This window comes from Nocardia brasiliensis ATCC 700358 (assembly GCF_000250675.2).
Lineage (GTDB): Bacteria > Actinomycetota > Actinomycetes > Mycobacteriales > Mycobacteriaceae > Nocardia > Nocardia brasiliensis_B.
In genome coordinates, this window is record NC_018681.1 from 4266664 (window position 1) to 4282480 (window position 15817).

The window sequence follows — 15817 nt, forward strand, 5'->3', positions numbered from 1 at the left end:
CCTCCGTACTCATGCGGGAACGGGGTCGGCGGCGCACAGCGCCGTGGTCAGGGCCGGGGCACGGCCCGGTTGCCAGGCGGCGGCGACGAACCGGTCCGGGCGCAGCAGCACACTGTGCCCGCGATACGCGGCCAGGTCGGCGGCGAGCCGGCCGTCGAGGTCGACGATCGAGCCGATACCCGGTGCGCACGAAGGCATCCGGTCATCGATCGGGACATGTAGCACCACCGGCGCGAACGATTGTGCGTGGCGCATCTCGGCCGCGAGGACCGCCGCGTCGCCGCCGACGCCGAGCAGCGCCCAACCGAGACCGAGGATTTCGTCGAGCAGCCGCATCCGGCCGGTGCCCGCCTCGAAGACCACCGGCTGTCCGATCGCGATTCCGACGGGCGCGGTCGCGGCCGCGATCAAACCTGTCGAATAGACCTGGGCGGGCCGGTAGCGCATCCCCTCGAAAAACGCTTTGCCATGCGGTGTCGAGACCGCGCGGCGCAGGTAGTCGTCGCGCCGCCGGGCCAGCCTGGCATCGGTCGTCATCACCACCCGCCGCATCCGCTCCGAGAGAGCGACGGTGGCGAGGGCGTGTGGTTTACGTTCGCTCTCATAGGAATCCAGCGCGGCGTCGGTCAGCCGGCCGGACAGCACGTCGGCGATCTTCCAGGTGAGGTTCGCCGCGTCCCGGATGCCCGAATTCAAGCCCTGGCCCGCGAACGGGGGCATCATGTGCGCGGCGTCGCCGAGCAGGAACACCCGGCCGATGCGCCACCGATCCGCGACCAGGCTGTGGAACCGGTAGGTCACCACGCGCTCCACCTGGTCGTCGGTGATCTCGCGGTACGGCGCGAGCAGCCGGTGCACGAGTTCCAGCTCCGGCAGTTCGGCTTCGCCGGGATGCAGCAGGAATTCGTACCGGCAGCGGCCGCCGCTGCCGGGGATGATGACGTGCGGGCGCGCGGGATCGGCGTGATGCATCCCGTACCGCTGATCGTGCCGATCGCCGAGCACATCGGCGACCAGCCAGGTCTCCGGATGGCTGTGGCCGCGCATGCCGATGCCGAGCCGGTCGCGCACCGTCGAGCGGCCACCGTCGCAGCCCAGGACGTAGCGGGCCCGCAGTCGCAGTGTGCCGCAACGGATGGTGACGCCGTCGTCGTCCGGAATCAGATCGGTCAGCTCGGTGCCCATGCGCAGCCGTACCGTTGGTTGCTGTCGAAGGTGCTGTGCCAGTTCGCGTTCCAGGTCCGGCTGGGCGAACGGGTTCTTGAACGGATAGCCGAAGCGCCGGGGTTGCTCGGCGCGGGCGTGGAACAATGGGCTGCCGTGGCTGTCGTAATAGCGAGTACCGGTGCCGGGCACCATGATTCGCAGCAGCCGCTCGGCCAGACCGGCCCACTGGTAGGCCCGCAACGCCTCGTCGTCGATGCTGATCGCCTTCGGTGCGTCACTGGTCTCGGTGTTCCGCTCGAGCACCTGGACCCGCACGCCGCGGGCCGCGAGCAGTGCCGCCGCGGTCATGCCCACCGGGCCCGCGCCGACGATCACGACATCGCTTTCGATCACCCCACCCTGCACTCGAACGCTCCTTCCGGAAGACTGCTCGAGTCCACTCTAAGTGCGCGTCCCGGATATAGGGACCGAAGTCCTGAGAAACGGGACGAATTCGGCCAAGGTTCCAGACTGGAACCCTAGAATGTCCTACATGGCGGGACATATATCTACATCCAACAGCGGGTACCGCGAGCGCAATACCACCGCGGACCGCGCGCTCGACATCCTGCTGATGTTCGACGAGCGGCATCTGGTGTTGACGGCGGCCGAGGTGGCCGCCAATCTCGCGGTGGGCCGCTCCACCGCCTACCGGTATCTGCAGAGCCTCACCCAGACCGGATTCCTGGAGGACGCCGACGGCAGTGGCTACCGCCTGGGATCCCGGGTGATGGAGCTGGCGCGCCTGGCTCGTCGCGGTTTCGGCCTCTCCGAGATCGCCCGGCCGATCATGCGCCGCCTCGCGACCACCGTGGGAGAAACCGTCCTGCTCACCCGGCTCACCGGTGACCGCGTCATCTGTCTGGAGCGGGAAGACAGTGGCAGCCGGGCTGTGCGAATTACCTATGAGCGTGGCGAGATCCTGCCCATCAACGCGGGAGCGTCCGCGTTCAGCCTGTTGAGCTGGCTATCCGACGCCGCGGTCGACGACATCCTCGACACCACCCACCTGGAAGGCTTCACCGCACGCACCCCGGTGACCAAGCGCGCGCTGCTCGCTCGCCTGCAACAGACCCGCGAGCAGGGCTATGCCGTGAGCCGCGGCGAACTGGACCCCGACGTGCTCGGCATCGCCGCCCCCGTGCACGGCGCCGACGGCGACGTGGTCGCCGCGGTAAGCATCGCCGCCCTCTCCACCCGCGTCCCCGACACCCGCGTCCCGGACCTCGCCGTCGCCGTCCTCGCCGCCGCAGCCGAGATCACCGCAAACCTCAACGGCTGACCGGTTATTCGGCCGGATTGTCCGGCCACCACGCGGGCAACTTCACACTGTGCTGGGGCACCACGTGTTCTATGGTTTCGAAATCGATGCCCCAGCGCTCGACCGCCGCCGCGATCGTGGCAATCAGCCGGCCAGCGGCCATCTTCGGGACCTCGGTGAGCAACGGGCCTGCCAAATGCAGTGTGCGCGCTGATTCTTCGATCGCCTCGAGGTCGTACCGCAGGTCGAGCAGCCGGAGGATGTGCGTCATCTCGGCATCCAGAGTGCCGGTCTGATGCTGCCGCCAGAGTTGGGCGCACAGGTCGAGAAAGACCCGGCCTTTCAGCGTCGCCTGAGTGCGTGTCGCACCACCGCCGAATTGCGTGAGAAAGCCGCACCCCAGTAGGCGCAGCAAGCGTTCACGGATCGCGCCGGGCGAGACGCCTAGTTGTTCGCCGATATCGCCGGGACGTCGATAAGGTTCGAGCGCGGTCGAAATCGAGACGAGCACCGCGACGTGGAGCCCGGCCAGACCGCCGGTGCGGACGAAGAAACGCACATCCTCGGCGGTGAGATTGCCGAAGACGACATTCATGAGCACATCGCGAACGACATTGTCGGTCAACACGTCGCCGACTATCCGGCGCTGCTCGTCGTCATCGGCATCGAAGTCGGGCGGTATCCAGAACACCCGTAACCGATGGGGCGCGAAAGGCAGGCCGCTCGTCCGGTAGTCGCGCATCGCCTCGGACAACAACCGGCGATGGTGCACGGTATCTTTGGCCACGTAGACGCAGATCTCCGCTTCGGTGTCGAGCAGCATGGTGCGCAGATCTTTGTCTATTCCGGAGTGATGACTCCACAGGGTCTGGCCGACGAGGGGGCGGGACCAATCCCGTTGGAGCTCGCAGGCGAAGTCGAACTTGCGTCGTTCGGCCTCGGTGTAGGAATAGAGGCGGGATTTCGCCATGTCGCTCAGCACGTCGACCACCCGCTGGGAAAGGAATTGATGTTCAACAGAATCTGCCATGTACGCGCCCTCCGGCAGTGGCCCAGGCTAGGTGGCCCCGCCGGGACCGTCGCTGCTTTGCCCGACCGTACCGAGGTTCGACTCCGGCCGGTGTCCTTCGAATGGCGTACATCAGGTACGCCGTCGATACGGTGAATTCCGTGGACCCCACTCATGTCTTCGTGCCCACCGAGTTGGGGGAGCTGCATGTTTCGGTTGCGGGGGAGGGGGAGGGGATCGTGTTCTGGCCGAGTCTGTTGATGGATGCGGGGTTGTGGGAGCCGCAGGTTGCGCATTTCGCTGCGGGGTATCGCACCATTGCGATCGATCCGCCGGGGCACGGGCGGTCGGCGCCGCTGACTCGGGTGTTCACCTTTGCCGAATGTGCGCGGTGTGTGGTGGCGGTGCTCGATCGGTTGGAGGTGGGGCGGGCGCATTTCGTCGGGAATTCGTGGGGGGCGATGGTCGGCGGCACATTCTCGGCGACCTATCCCGATCGGGTGCACAGCGTGGTCTTGATGAACGGCACCGCTTCCGTGGCGCCGCTGCGGCAGCGGCTGGAATTCAGTGCGCTGCTGGTGCTCGCGCGACTGCTGCGGGGGATCAGGCCGCCGCTGACCCGTGGAGTGCTACGCGCCTTCCTCGGCCCGACGAGCCGCGCGACGCGACCCGACGCGGTGCGCCAGGTGCTCGCCACCGCCCAGCGCAACGAGGTGGCCTCCGCCTCGTACGCGGTCCGCTCGGTAGTGCTGCGCAGGCCTGACCAGCGAAAACTGTTCGCTGCCATCGCCTGTCCGGCGCTTGTCGTGGCCGGCCGGGAAGACAAAACTTTTCCGCTGGCCGAACTCGAGACCATGGCCCGCGCGATCCCGGCCGCCGAACTGGTCGTCCTCGACGATGCCGCGCACCTGGCTGCCGCCGAAGTTCCCGATGTGGTGAATGCCCTTGTCGGACAGTTCCTTTCCCGGCATCCCGGACAAACCTGACGATCGGGCGAATCGGCCGGGTGCGCGAGATCGGCGAGACCGTACGCCGTATATGGACGGCCGGTTACGATCTCGGACAGCTCTTCGCTAACTTGACCCTTGGCGAGGTTGAAGCTTGTACTGTCACTGGCAGATCGGATGCAACCTGTCAATACCCTGCCGTCGCTGGTCGGCGGTGCCCCGCTGTTCGCGTTCGCTGAGGAGCCGAAAAACCATGTCCGAGAACCTTACCCCGCAGATCCGGACCGACATCCCGCATTCCGCGCGCATCTGGAACTACTGGATGGGCGGCAAGGACAACTACGAAGTCGACAGAGTCGTGGGTGAAGCCAGCCTGCAGGTCGATCCGGACATCAGCACCATGGCGGTGCAGTCGCGCCAATTCCTGATCCGTGCGGTGACCTATCTGGCGCAGGAAGCGGGCGTGCGTCAGTTCCTCGATATCGGCACCGGCCTGCCGACGATGCAGAACACCCACGAGGTGGCGCAGGGGATCGCCCCCGAGTCGAAAATCGTGTACGTGGACAACGATCCGCTGGTGCTGACCTATGCCAGGGCGTTGCTCAACAGCACCACCAACGAAGGTGTCACCACCTACGTCGATTGCGATTACCACGACCCCGAGCAGATCATCGCCGACGCTCGCAACGTGCTGAATTTCGACAAGCCGATCGGCGTCATGTTCATGGGTGTGCTCGGCCACGCCAAGACCTATGAGGACATGCTGCGCATCGTGCGCACCGTGGTGGACGCGGTGCCGTCGGGCAGCTACCTGATCCTGTGGGACGGGACCGACGACAGCAAGGCCTACGTCACGCTGTGCGAGAACTACACCAACAGCGGCGGCGTGCCCTACGTGCCGCGGCCGCAAGCCCAGATCCGCGCGGTCTTCGACGATCTGGAACTGGTCGAGCCGGGTTTCGTCTCGATCACCGAGTGGCGCTCCGGTGATACGCAGGTCGGCGAAACCCGGCCCATCTCCGCGTACGGCGCGGTGGCTCGCAAGCCCTGAGCGACGGGTCAGCCGTGGTAGCGCTCGACCAACGGGACCAAGCTGTCCAGTTTGCGTAGCGCGTCCGCGTCCGGCAGCGGCGCCAGCGACAGCGCCACCCGTTGCACCCCGGCCTCGGCGTAGGCGTCCAGGATCGCCGGGTCGGGGAGCGTCGGCGCGACCATGACGGGCAGGTCGTTCCCGGCGAACGGCGCCAGTTGCGCGGCGACCTCGGCCGCCGTGGCCGCGCCATTGGGCACCCAGCCCACGCCGTGCCGGATGGCGCGCTCGAGTGCGGCCGTCTCGCCGCCGACGAAGATCGGCGGGTGCGGCCGCTGCACCGGCTTCGGCCACGAGTACATCGGATCGAAATCGATGAAACGGCCGTGGTATTCGGCGAGTTCCTCGGTCCAGATCGCGCGGATCGCCTCGAGCTGCTCGTCCAGCAATGCGCCGCGGGTGCGCGGGTCGGTGCCGTGGTCGGCCATTTCCTCGCGATTCCAGCCGACGCCGACGCCGAAGACGACGCGCCCGCCGGAGATCAGGTCCAGGCTCGCCACCTCCTTGGCCGTGTGGATGACGTCGCGCTGGATCAGCAGGGTTACGCTGGTGCCCAGGATCAATCGCTCGGTCACCGCGGCGACGGCGCTGAGCGCGACGAACGGATCGAGCGTGCGGTAGTAGCGGCGGGGCAGGTCGCCGCCCATCGGATACGGTGTCTTCCTGCTCGCCGGGATGTGCGAATGCTCGGCCAGGAACAGGGATTCGAAGCCGCGATCCTCCAGCGCGGGACCTAATGCCTTACCGCTGATGCCTTCGTCGGTGAGAAAAGTGATGATCCCAATCTGCATGCCCGCATGCAACTCCCGGGATCCGGCAGAAATTCCGGCGCGGCCGACTTCGGCGCTGCTCGAGTTCAATCCTTGATCGATGCGGTCGGATGTGTGTTCGCGTTGCGCGCTGTTGCACCCGGCGCGACGAGCGTCTTCTCAGTTGGGCAGCGGGGGAGTAACCTGTCCCAGGTAGATAGTTACCAGAACTAAAGACATTGCTGCTTTGCCAAACCGCTGGTCAGGGAGACATGTGATGACAGATGTAGAGGTAGCTCGACGAATCGACGACCTGTCCGCCACGGACGAGGTGCTCGCGGGTGCGCTGCCCGATCCGGCAGTCAACGCCCGAATTCAAGATCCTGCGGTAGGGCTCGCGGAACTGATCCGCATCGTGTTCGCCGCCTACGGTGACCGCCCGGCGGTCGGCGCCCGCGCCACCCGCCTGGTCGCCGATCCGGTGACCGGCCGCACGACGCTGCATGTGCTGCCGGAATACGAAACGATGACCTACGCCGAACTCGGGCAGCAGGTGGCGGCGGTGGCCGCCGGACTGCGCGGCGAGGCGGCGGACGGCGGCTGGGTGCGTCCCGGCGAGCACGTGGCGATGCTCGGTTTCACCAGCGTCGAATACACCGTGCTCGACCTCGCGGCGACGCTGGCGGGCGCGGTCGCCGTGCCGATGCAGTCGAATGCGCCTGCGGCGCAACTGCGCCCGATCCTGGCCGAGACGCAACCGCGCGTCCTCGCGGCGGGCGTCGACCAGCTCGCGGAGGCGCTCGATCTCGCGGACGGCGAGCACCGGCCGGGGCTGATCGTGGTGCTGGACCACCGGGCGGAGGTGGACGCCCATCGCGAAGCGTACGAGGCGGCCGCCGCGCGCCTCGCCGGGACCGGGGTGGCGCTGAAAACGCTTGCCGAACTTGCCGATAGCGGGAAGGCCGGCGTGGTCGTGCCGGACGCGGCGGACAGCGAGCGCATCGTGCTGCTGATCTACACCTCCGGCAGTACCGGAACGCCCAAGGGCGCAATGTATTCGGAGCGATTGGTCGCGAACCTGTGGCAGGGCAAATTCGGCCTGGGGGAGGGCCCGTACGCGGCCGGACCGTGGATCACGCTGAACTTCATGCCGATGAGCCATCTCATGGGCCGGTACACGCTGTACGGCACGCTGGCCCGCGGCGGTATCGCGTATTTCGCTGCCAGCAGTGACCTTTCGACCTTCTTGGAGGATCTCGCGCTGGTCCGGCCGACGCAGCTGCAATTCGTGCCGCGGGTGTGGGATCTGCTCTACCAGGAGTACCAGCGGGCACTCGACGGCATCGGCACCGACGAGCGGTCCGAGCGGGCACCCGAGCTGCTCGCGGAGCTGCGCCGTGACCTGCTCGGCGGGCGCGCGCTGGGCGCGGTGACCGGGTCCGCGCCGATCTCGGTCGAGGTGCGCGAATTCGTCGACGCACTACTGGGTTTCCACCTACCGGACGGGTACGGCTCCACCGAGGCCGGTGGCATCACGGTCGACGGCAAGGTGGCGCGGCCGCCGGTGCTGGACTACAAGCTGGCCGACGTCCCTGAACTCGGCTACTACAGCACCGACCGCCCGCACCCGCGCGGTGAGCTGCTCGTGAAGACACAGAACATCTTTCCCGGCTACTACCGCCGGCCAGAGGTGACGGCGGAGGTGTTCGATCCGGACGGCTACTACCGGACCGGCGATATCGTCGCCGAGGTGCAGCCCGACGAGTTGCGCTATCTGGACCGGCGCAACAATGTGCTCAAACTGTCGCAGGGCGAGTTCGTCACGGTGTCGAAGCTGGAGGCGGCCTTCGGTGCCAGTCCGCTGATCCAGCAGATCTACATCTACGGCAATAGCTCCCGCCCTTACCTTTTGGCTGTGATCGTCCCGGACGAGGCAGTGCTGGAACGGGTTTCCGGCGATATCGAGGCGGCGGGCCCGCTGCTCACCGAGGCGTTGCGTGCGGTCGCCGCCGAAGCCGGTTTGCAGTCCTACGAGATCCCGCGTGACTTCCTGGTCGAGACAACGCCGTTCACCGTCGAGAACGGCCTGCTCACCGGTATCCGCAAGCTCGCACGGCCGAAGCTGCGGCAACGCTACGGCGAGCTGCTCGAGCAGCTCTATCAGCGGCTGTCCGACGGGCAGGCCGAGGAGTTGCGCGCGCTGCGCACGGGCGCGGCCGACCGGCCGGTGCTCGAGACCGTCAGCAGGGTGGCCGCCGCGCTGCTCGGCATCGCCGCCGCCGACGTGCACCCGGCGGCGCATTTCACCGAGCTCGGCGGAGACTCGTTGTCGGCGTTGACCTTCGGCAACGCGCTGCACGACATCCTCGGCGTCGAGGTGCCGGTCGGCGTGATCGTCAGTCCGGCGACCGATCTGCGCGCCCTGGCCGCCTTCCTGGAGTCCGGTGCGCAGGCGACGCGGCCGACGTTCGCGAGCGTGCACGGACCGGAGGCGACCGAGGTGCGCGCCGCCGACCTCACCCTGGAGAAGTTCCTGGACACCGCGACGCTCGACGGAGCTGCCACCCTGCCCGCGCCGAACTATGCGGTGCGCACCGTGCTGCTCACCGGCGCCACCGGCTTCCTCGGCCGGTTCCTCGCGCTGGCCCTGCTGGAACGGCTCGGCCCGGTGGACGGCACGCTGATCTGCCTGGTCCGCGCGACCGACGACGCGGCCGCCCGCAAGCGCCTGGACGAGGTGTTCGACAGCGGCGACCCACAGTTGCGCACGCACTACCAGCGGCTGGCCGAGCGGCACCTGGAAGTGGTGGCGGGCGACAAGGGTGACCTCGATCTCGGGCTGGACCGCGCCACCTGGCAGCGGCTGGCCGAGCGCGTGGACCTGATCGTGGACTGCGCCGCGCTGGTCAATCACGTGCTGCCCTACAGCCAGCTGTTCGGGCCGAACGTGGTGGGCACGGCCGAGCTGATCCGGTTGGCGCTCACCGGAAAACAGAAGATCTTCGACTACATCTCCACCGTCGGCGTCGGCGATCAGATCGCGGCCGGGCAGTTCGTCGAGGACGCCGATGTCCGCACGATGAGCGCGACCCGGTCGGTCGATGAGCGCTACGCCAACGGTTACGGCAACAGCAAATGGGCGGGGGAGGTGCTGTTGCGCGAGGCGAACGAGCGATACGGGTTGCCGGTCAGCGTGTTCCGATGCGACATGATCATGGTGGACGGCAGCTACGTCGGCCAGTTGAACGTGCCCGACATGTTCACCCGGTTGATGCTCAGCCTGGTGGCCACCGGCGTCGCGCCCGGCTCGTTCTACCAGACCGACGCCGCCGGGCAGCGGCAGCGCGCGCACTACGACGGGCTACCGGTCGACTTCATCGCCGAGGCGGTCACCGAACTGGGTGTGCGCGAGGGCTTCTCGACCTACCACGTGATGAATCCGCACCATGACGGCATCGGGCTCGACGAATTCGTCGACTGGTTGGTCGCGGCCGGCTATCCGATCGCCCGGGTCGCGGACTATCAGACGTGGCTCGAGCAGTTCGGCACGAAACTGCGTGCGCTGCCCGAACAGCAGCGTAAGCATTCCTTGCTGCCGCTGTTGCACAGTTACGCGCATCCGCAGCCGCCGGTCGAGGGCAGCGTCGCCCCGGCCGACCGCTTCCGCGCCGCGGTGCAGGACGCGAATATCGGCCCGGACAAAGACATCCCACACCTCACCGAGTCGACCATTCTGAAATACATCACCAACCTGGAGCACCTCGGCCTGCTCTGACGCGCTCGAGGAACGGAGTGGGGTGTGGCCGGCGGCCGCACCCCACTCGTATTCTTCGCTCGCCGAACTAATTTGGTTGATCCGAGTCCATCGATCAACCGATATTCCGGGTAGTGCTCGTGCGGTTACGGTGAGTTCCAGCCCGACTCGGCCACAGTTCCTCGGCCGGGTCGGCGCCGGGACGCGTGAGGTACCGATGGATGCACGACGACGGCCGTTTCGGTCGGGTCTTACCGCTGGCCTGCGAAGATTCCTGGTCCGGTTCGATCGGCCGCCGCCCCGCGTCGAGCATTCCTTGTTCGAGCATGAAATCGGCCCGGACACCGCGGCCCTGCTGCACGAGATCCGAATTCGGTTACACCGATTGGCCGCCGACGGATCGCTGACGGCAGGCAGCGGGTTTTTCTGTGGCGGCCAAGACGACATCGGGGACTATGTGCGCGAAATCGACGCCTATTTCGTTTCGCCGGCCGAACTCGATATCCCGGACTCGGACCTCCCGATCCTGAAGCCACTTCCGGCCCGCGAGGCCGACTGCTCGTGATTCCTGCCGGAAAATCGGCAAGAGTCGGCGCGTGCGAGTGCGATCCACGTCACTATCGGCGACGGTGGGGCTGCCATGAGAAGCCTCCTTTATATATCGTCTGATGCCTATGTGTGAATATGAATCGCGCTGTTTGGTGGCCTGCTCGGTGGTGCGTACGAGACGCGCCGGTCAGCAATGAGTTTCGTGGCGAATGTGCCCGAGGCGCCGCCGTCGATCGGCGCCATGCTGGGGTGGGCGCCGCAGCCGGTACCACTGCTGCCCGCGGTCGCCGTCGTGGCCGCTGTGGTCTATCTGCTCGGCGTGCGGCAGCTACGCCGGATCGGGCGGGTCTGGCCGTGGTGGCGGACGGCCTGCTTTCTCGGCGGTTGCGTGCTGCTGCTCGGGGTCACCGGGCTCGCGGTGGAGGGTTACGGATATCGGCTGTTCAGTGCGTGGATGTTCCAGCACCTCACGCTCTCGATCGCGATCCCGCCGCTGCTCGTGCTCGGTTCGCCCGGTGTGCTGCTCTTGCGCGCGACCCCGCATCACGGCATCGGCCGGTTCGTCCTGCGTGCGGCGCTCGCCGGTCTGCGCAGCCGGGCCGCGCGCATTCTGCTCAGCCATGCGTGCACCATCGCGTTGTTCTTGTTCAGCTATTACGGCGTGTACCTGACGTCCCTGGTGGACACCGTCGGCGGGACGACGGCGGGCCATCTGGGACTCGAGGTGTTCTTCCTCGCGTCGGGCATCCTGTTCATCGTTCCGGTGCTGTCCGTGGGCCCGTTGCCGGTGCGGCAGACGAACATCGGCCGATTCTTCGACCTCTTCCTGGAGATGCCGCTGCACGCCTTCTTCGGCGTGATCATCATGATGGCGACCACGCCGATGATCGAACGGTTCGCGCACCCACCCGCGTCGTGGAACGTGGACCCGATGTCGGACCAGCAGCTCGCCGGTGCCTTGGCCTGGTCCTATGGCGAACCTGTCGCGTTCCTGATCGTCGTGGTCTTCGCGATCCGCTGGCGGCGTGACGAGGAACGCTCGGCGGCCGCGCGGGAACGCGCGAACCGCAGTGCCGACACCGAGTTGCGCGCCTACAACGACTATCTGGCCCAGCTGCGGAAGTAGGACGGCTACTGCGCGGGTAGGGCGTCGAGCACCAGTTCGAGGGCGTGCGTGATCGTCTGGTCGAGCACCGCGGCGGGATCGCCCGCAAAATGCCGGCGCTCGGTCGTGGTCGAATCCTCGGTCGCGACAGCGAACCAGACCGTGCCCGGAGGTTGGTCGTCCTGCGGGTCGGGCCCGCCCGCGCCGGTGACCGCGCAGGCGATCGTCGCGCCGGTCAGCTTGCGTACCGTGCGTGCCATCGACTCGGCCGCGACCTGCGACACCACCGGCCCCTCGGGCACATCGAGCACGCTGTGTTTGACGAAGCGCGAGTAGGCGACCACACCGCCGTGGAACCAGCTGCCCGCGCTGGGGGCCGCGCCCAAGGCGGCGGCGAGTCGACCGGCGGTCAGCGATTCCGCGACCGCGACGGTGCGACCGGTGCGCTGCGCGGCAGCGGCGATCTGCTCGGCGAGGTTACTGATCCCCATCGCTTCTTCATACCAGTCGCCCGTGCGGTAGCGGGCGCGCGGCAGGACCGGGGAGTTCGGCGATGTTTGCGCCGCGGTCCTCGGGTATGCGGTGGACAGGCGTCCGTGCGCCGCACCCCGTCCAGGCAGTTCGATTCCCGGCCCGCACAGGAGGACGAAGATCATGACCGCTCCCACCGCCGTCGCGTTGGTCTGCACCTTGCAGAAATCGCCCGCCGCGTCCAGCAGCGAACTCATCGCCCGGCACGCGCTCGACGCGCTGGCGGAGCACGACGTCAAAGGCGAGATCCTGCGGGTAGTGGATTACGACGTGCATCCCGGTGTGCGTGCCGACGAAGGCTCCGGCGATCAGTGGCCGACGATCCGCGCCCGCATCGCGGCGGCGGACATCCTGCTGGTCTCGACCCCGACGTGGGTGGGCCACATGTCCTCGGTCGCGCAGCGTGTACTCGAGCGCCTCGACGCGGAACTGTCCGAAACCGACGATGCTGGACGGCCGTCCATGGTGGGCAAGGTCGCCGTCGCCGCCGTGGTGGGCAACGAGGACGGCGCACACAAGATCGTGGCCGACCTGTTCCAGGGGCTCAACGACATCGGCTTTTCCATCCCGGCGCAGGGGTGCACGTACTGGAACGGCGAAGCCATGGGCGGCACCGACTATCAGGATCTCGACGCAGTCCCGGACTCGACCGCTTCGGCCACGAAAGCCATGGCGCGCAACGCCGCCCACCTCGCGCGGGTGCTGAACGCCGAGAACTACCCGGCCTACGAATAGGCCTGCGCTTGTGCCCTGAAGGCGCTGCGACCGTCCAAGTTTCGACGGGAGATCCGGAGTAGCGCTGGTGCGGGCGAGAATTCGATGAAGGAGCAGTGATGAAAGCAGTGACGTGGCAGGGCAAGCGCAAGGTCGGGGTGGAAGAGGTACCCGACCCGCGGATCGAGCAACCGACCGACGCGATCATCCGGGTGACGTCGTCCGGGATCTGCGGCTCGGACCTGCACCTCTACGAAGTCCTCGGCGCGTACATGAGTGAGGGAGATGTGCTGGGGCACGAGCCGATCGGCATCGTCGAGGAAACCGGGGCCGGGGTCACGAACCTGGCGAAAGGCGATCGGGTGGTGGTGCCGTTCCAGATCAGCTGCGGCCACTGCTTCATGTGCGACCAAGGCTTGACCACCCAGTGCGAGACCACTCAGGTCCGTGAACGTGGTAGCGGCGCGGCGCTTTTCGGCTATTCGAAGCTGTACGGCCAGGTGCCCGGTGGGCAGGCCGAGTATCTGCGGGTGCCGCATGCCGAATTCACCCACGTCAAGGTCCCGACCGGTCCGCCCGACGATCGCTTCCTCTACCTGTCGGATGTGCTGCCGACCGCCTGGCAGGCGGTCGAGTACGCCGCAATCCCGGAGGGCGGGTCGGTGACCGTGCTCGGGCTCGGGCCGATCGGCGACATGGCCTGCCGGATCGCGGCGCAGCGCGGATTCCGGGTGATCGGCGTCGACCTGGTGCCGGAGCGCCTGGACCGGGTCGCGCGGCGCGGCATCGAAACCATCGATCTCCAGGTGGCCGGGCGGCACCTCGCCGATATGGTGCGGGAGAAGACCGCGGGACGCGGCACCGATTCGGTGATCGATGCCGTCGGCATGGAAGCGCACGGCTCGCCGGTCACCTCGATGGCGCAGAAGGCGGCCGCGCTGCTGCCGGACGCGCTCGCCGAGAAGGTCAACGACACCGCGGGCGTCGATCGGCTGGCGGCTCTGTACAGCGCGATCGACATCGTGCGCCGCGGCGGGACCATCTCGCTGATCGGCGTGTACGGCGGCATGGTGGATCCACTGCCGATGCGGGTGCTGTTCGACAAGCAGATCCAACTGCGCATGGGCCAAGCCAACGTGAAGCGATGGGTGGACGACATTCTCCCGCTGCTGCACGACGCCGACCCCCTTGGCGTTGATTCGTTTGCGACGCACCACCTCCCGCTGTCCGACGCACCGGACGCCTACGCTCGGTTCCAGCAGAAGTCCGACGGTATGGTGAAGGTCGTACTGACACCCGGCCGAGAGTGAGCGCGCGAGGAGGGGTGAGGCCGCGGACCGGGCCGCCGCCGACCCGGACTCGTTCCGTCCGCTCGTGCGTCAGCGCGTACCGCCCGCTCGCTCGCAGCGTGCGATCAGTGCCGGCAGACTCCATCGGCGCCAGATCAGCTCGAGTGCCCGGGCCAGCAGGGCGCTCGGCAGCGGGAATGCGGTGTCGAACCAGATCCGGTAGTCGAGTTCGGTGCCCCCGCGGACCGCGGTCAGCTCGATCCGGCCGTGGTGCCCGCGGATGGGGCCGCGGACGGTGCGGTACTCGATCAGCCGAGGTGGTTGGTGCGTAACGATTTCCTCGCGGATCGGCCAGAGCCCGGCGACTCGTTGCGCGCGGACCGCGCTTAACCCGTCCCGATCGCCGCACCCGTCGCGGACCCGTCGCTGGGTGGCGGGCCACAGCGCGGCCCACTCCCGGGTGAGGATCTCGAAAACCCGCTCCGGGCTTGCGGGCAAGGTACCCGTGTAGTGCATTCGGAGTCGCCGGGACACCGAATGCGTACTGCGCGGCTCCGGAAGGTGTTGTGCGACATGCGAGGAGATCCAGTCGATGACGAACGGGAACACGTCTCGTGTCGCGTCCGGGGCGAGTAGTGCGGAGTCGTGGGTGTGATCGCGACGGAATCCGTTGCGGCGCGCCAGCAGTTGTACCCGGTGCTCGGAACCGCCCAGCGCCGCGGCGAAGCGCGCGCATCGACCGGGTGGTGCGACGATATCGCGGGGGCCGGCCAAGGCCAGTACGGGCACCGCGTTGTCGCCGGTTACAGCATGTTCGGTGAACAGCGTGCGGTCTCGATCCGCTGCGCCCCAGGCGATCGCGTCCTGGAGCGCGGCGACCGGCTCGTCTTCCGGGCCGAGGCGCAGCAGCCGGGACGGGAAAGTGCCGCGCCACCGCGGAGCGCATGTCCAGCGTGCGATCACCCGGTTGGCCAGCAGCGGGATGTCGGCCGCGGAGTTGAACAACACGAGACAGGCCGGCGGTGTCGCGCGCAGTGTCGTCGCGACGGCGCGCATGAGCGCCACGCCGCCGAACGAATGCGCGATCCAGCAGGCGGGGCCGGGCGCCGTCTGCGCGATGATGCGTTGCGCCGCAGGGAGATCGAAACGAACTGTCTCCGACCAGCCCGCCCGCGCGCCGGGTGCGGTCGCGACGCCGCCGGTGCCGCGGCGTTCGACGATCCACACATCGAATCCGGTATCGGCGAGCGCGGCGGCGAATCCGCCGCCGGGCCGGAGGTAGCAGCGTCGGTTGTCGAACATGCCGGGTATCAGCACCGCCGGTGTGCCGAGTCCGGCCCCGACCCGCGTCAAGCGGAACCTGCCGCCGTCCGCGGCGGTCACCACCTGGACTCGGATTCGGCGCGCGGTGGTCGAACGCGCTGATCTGGCCACCGTGGCACCTCCGGTTGAACTGGGCATGCGTCCAGTTGTGATCGTGCCACCGGCCGCCGCGCGGGCGGGCGCTCCCGGTGAGAATTGCGAACCTTCACAACGGCGTGGCGCCTCTTGTTGTGCGCCGGTACCGAAGCGGACGCCGGTCGAAGAGCAGGGGGGAATGGCGCTGCCTGCCG

The 15817-nt window shown here is 67.7% G+C and carries 13 protein-coding genes; 8 read left to right on the forward strand and 5 right to left on the reverse strand.

Translation table 11 applies throughout. The features are described from left to right. Positions 1–9: 9 nt before the first annotated feature. Positions 10–1572, reverse strand: coding sequence for a bifunctional 3-(3-hydroxy-phenyl)propionate/3-hydroxycinnamic acid hydroxylase (locus tag O3I_RS19205; protein WP_014984622.1), 1563 nt, complete (start codon positions 1570–1572; stop codon positions 10–12). Positions 1573–1699: 127 nt separating this feature from the next. Between O3I_RS19205 and O3I_RS19210 the strand changes: the two genes are divergently transcribed. Next, positions 1700–2488 (forward strand): IclR family transcriptional regulator, encoded by a 789-nt coding sequence (locus tag O3I_RS19210; protein WP_014984623.1) that lies wholly within the window; start codon positions 1700–1702, stop codon positions 2486–2488. Positions 2489–2492: 4 nt separating this feature from the next. On the opposite strand, the gene O3I_RS19215 is transcribed toward O3I_RS19210, so the two are convergent. After that, positions 2493–3497, reverse strand: coding sequence for a hypothetical protein (locus tag O3I_RS19215; RefSeq protein ID WP_014984624.1), 1005 nt, complete (start codon positions 3495–3497; stop codon positions 2493–2495). Between the two features lie 101 nt (positions 3498–3598). On the opposite strand from O3I_RS19215, the gene O3I_RS19220 reads away from it, so the two are divergent. After that, positions 3599–4462 carry an alpha/beta fold hydrolase gene (locus O3I_RS19220; RefSeq protein ID WP_014984625.1) on the forward strand — a complete coding sequence of 288 codons (864 nt, stop codon included), beginning with the start codon at positions 3599–3601 and terminating at the stop codon, positions 4460–4462. Between the two features lie 214 nt (positions 4463–4676). Further along, positions 4677–5474 carry an SAM-dependent methyltransferase gene (locus O3I_RS19225; protein ID WP_014984626.1) on the forward strand — a complete coding sequence of 266 codons (798 nt, stop codon included), beginning with the start codon at positions 4677–4679 and terminating at the stop codon, positions 5472–5474. Positions 5475–5482: 8 nt separating this feature from the next. Here O3I_RS19225 and O3I_RS19230 read toward each other — a convergent pair whose 3' ends face one another. Continuing rightward, positions 5483–6304: an LLM class F420-dependent oxidoreductase gene (locus O3I_RS19230; protein ID WP_014984627.1), complete on the reverse strand. Its 822-nt coding sequence runs from the start codon at positions 6302–6304 to the stop codon at positions 5483–5485. A 235-nt stretch (positions 6305–6539) separates the two neighbouring features. On the opposite strand from O3I_RS19230, the gene car reads away from it, so the two are divergent. The 3 genes from car to O3I_RS19245 all read left to right on the forward strand — a co-directional run bounded on the left by car (position 6540) and on the right by O3I_RS19245 (position 11691). Beyond that, positions 6540–10037, forward strand: coding sequence for a carboxylic acid reductase (gene car, locus O3I_RS19235; RefSeq protein WP_014984628.1), 3498 nt, complete (start codon positions 6540–6542; stop codon positions 10035–10037). Between the two features lie 295 nt (positions 10038–10332). Continuing rightward, entirely contained in the window at positions 10333–10581 is a 249-nt protein-coding gene (locus tag O3I_RS19240) for a hypothetical protein (protein ID WP_014984629.1), read from the forward strand. 177 nt (positions 10582–10758) lie between these two features. Beyond that, positions 10759–11691, forward strand: a complete 933-nt coding sequence (locus O3I_RS19245; protein WP_014984630.1) for a cytochrome c oxidase assembly protein — start codon at positions 10759–10761, stop codon at positions 11689–11691. A 5-nt stretch (positions 11692–11696) separates the two neighbouring features. On the opposite strand, the gene O3I_RS19250 is transcribed toward O3I_RS19245, so the two are convergent. Then, positions 11697–12161 (reverse strand): CinA family protein, encoded by a 465-nt coding sequence (locus O3I_RS19250; protein ID WP_041564026.1) that lies wholly within the window; start codon positions 12159–12161, stop codon positions 11697–11699. A 163-nt stretch (positions 12162–12324) separates the two neighbouring features. Here O3I_RS19250 and O3I_RS19255 point away from each other — a divergent pair, with 163 nt between their 5' ends. Continuing rightward, positions 12325–12936 (forward strand): flavodoxin family protein, encoded by a 612-nt coding sequence (locus O3I_RS19255; RefSeq protein WP_014984632.1) that lies wholly within the window; start codon positions 12325–12327, stop codon positions 12934–12936. A gap of 98 nt (positions 12937–13034) precedes the next feature. After that, on the forward strand, positions 13035–14225 hold the full coding sequence (locus tag O3I_RS19260) for an alcohol dehydrogenase catalytic domain-containing protein (RefSeq protein WP_014984633.1): 1191 nt from the start codon (positions 13035–13037) through the stop codon (positions 14223–14225). Between the two features lie 69 nt (positions 14226–14294). Here the strand turns inward: O3I_RS19260 and O3I_RS19265 are convergent, their stop codons facing one another. Further along, complete coding sequence (locus O3I_RS19265; protein WP_041562713.1) at positions 14295–15638, reverse strand: alpha/beta fold hydrolase; 1344 nt, start codon at positions 15636–15638, stop codon at positions 14295–14297. Between the last annotated feature and the right edge of the window lie 179 nt (positions 15639–15817).

Coding starts and splice junctions, on each gene's coding strand:
- O3I_RS19210 (WP_014984623.1), top strand. CDS start 1,700: ATGGCGGGACATATATCTACATCCAACAGCGGGTACCGCGAGCGCAAT.
- O3I_RS19215 (WP_014984624.1), bottom strand. CDS start 3,497: ATGGCAGATTCTGTTGAACATCAATTCCTTTCCCAGCGGGTGGTCGAC.
- O3I_RS19220 (WP_014984625.1), top strand. CDS start 3,599: ATGGCGTACATCAGGTACGCCGTCGATACGGTGAATTCCGTGGACCCC.
- O3I_RS19225 (WP_014984626.1), top strand. CDS start 4,677: ATGTCCGAGAACCTTACCCCGCAGATCCGGACCGACATCCCGCATTCC.
- O3I_RS19230 (WP_014984627.1), bottom strand. CDS start 6,304: ATGCAGATTGGGATCATCACTTTTCTCACCGACGAAGGCATCAGCGGT.
- car (WP_014984628.1), top strand. CDS start 6,540: ATGACAGATGTAGAGGTAGCTCGACGAATCGACGACCTGTCCGCCACG.
- O3I_RS19245 (WP_014984630.1), top strand. CDS start 10,759: ATGAGTTTCGTGGCGAATGTGCCCGAGGCGCCGCCGTCGATCGGCGCC.
- O3I_RS19250 (WP_041564026.1), bottom strand. CDS start 12,161: ATGGGGATCAGTAACCTCGCCGAGCAGATCGCCGCTGCCGCGCAGCGC.
- O3I_RS19255 (WP_014984632.1), top strand. CDS start 12,325: ATGACCGCTCCCACCGCCGTCGCGTTGGTCTGCACCTTGCAGAAATCG.
- O3I_RS19260 (WP_014984633.1), top strand. CDS start 13,035: ATGAAAGCAGTGACGTGGCAGGGCAAGCGCAAGGTCGGGGTGGAAGAG.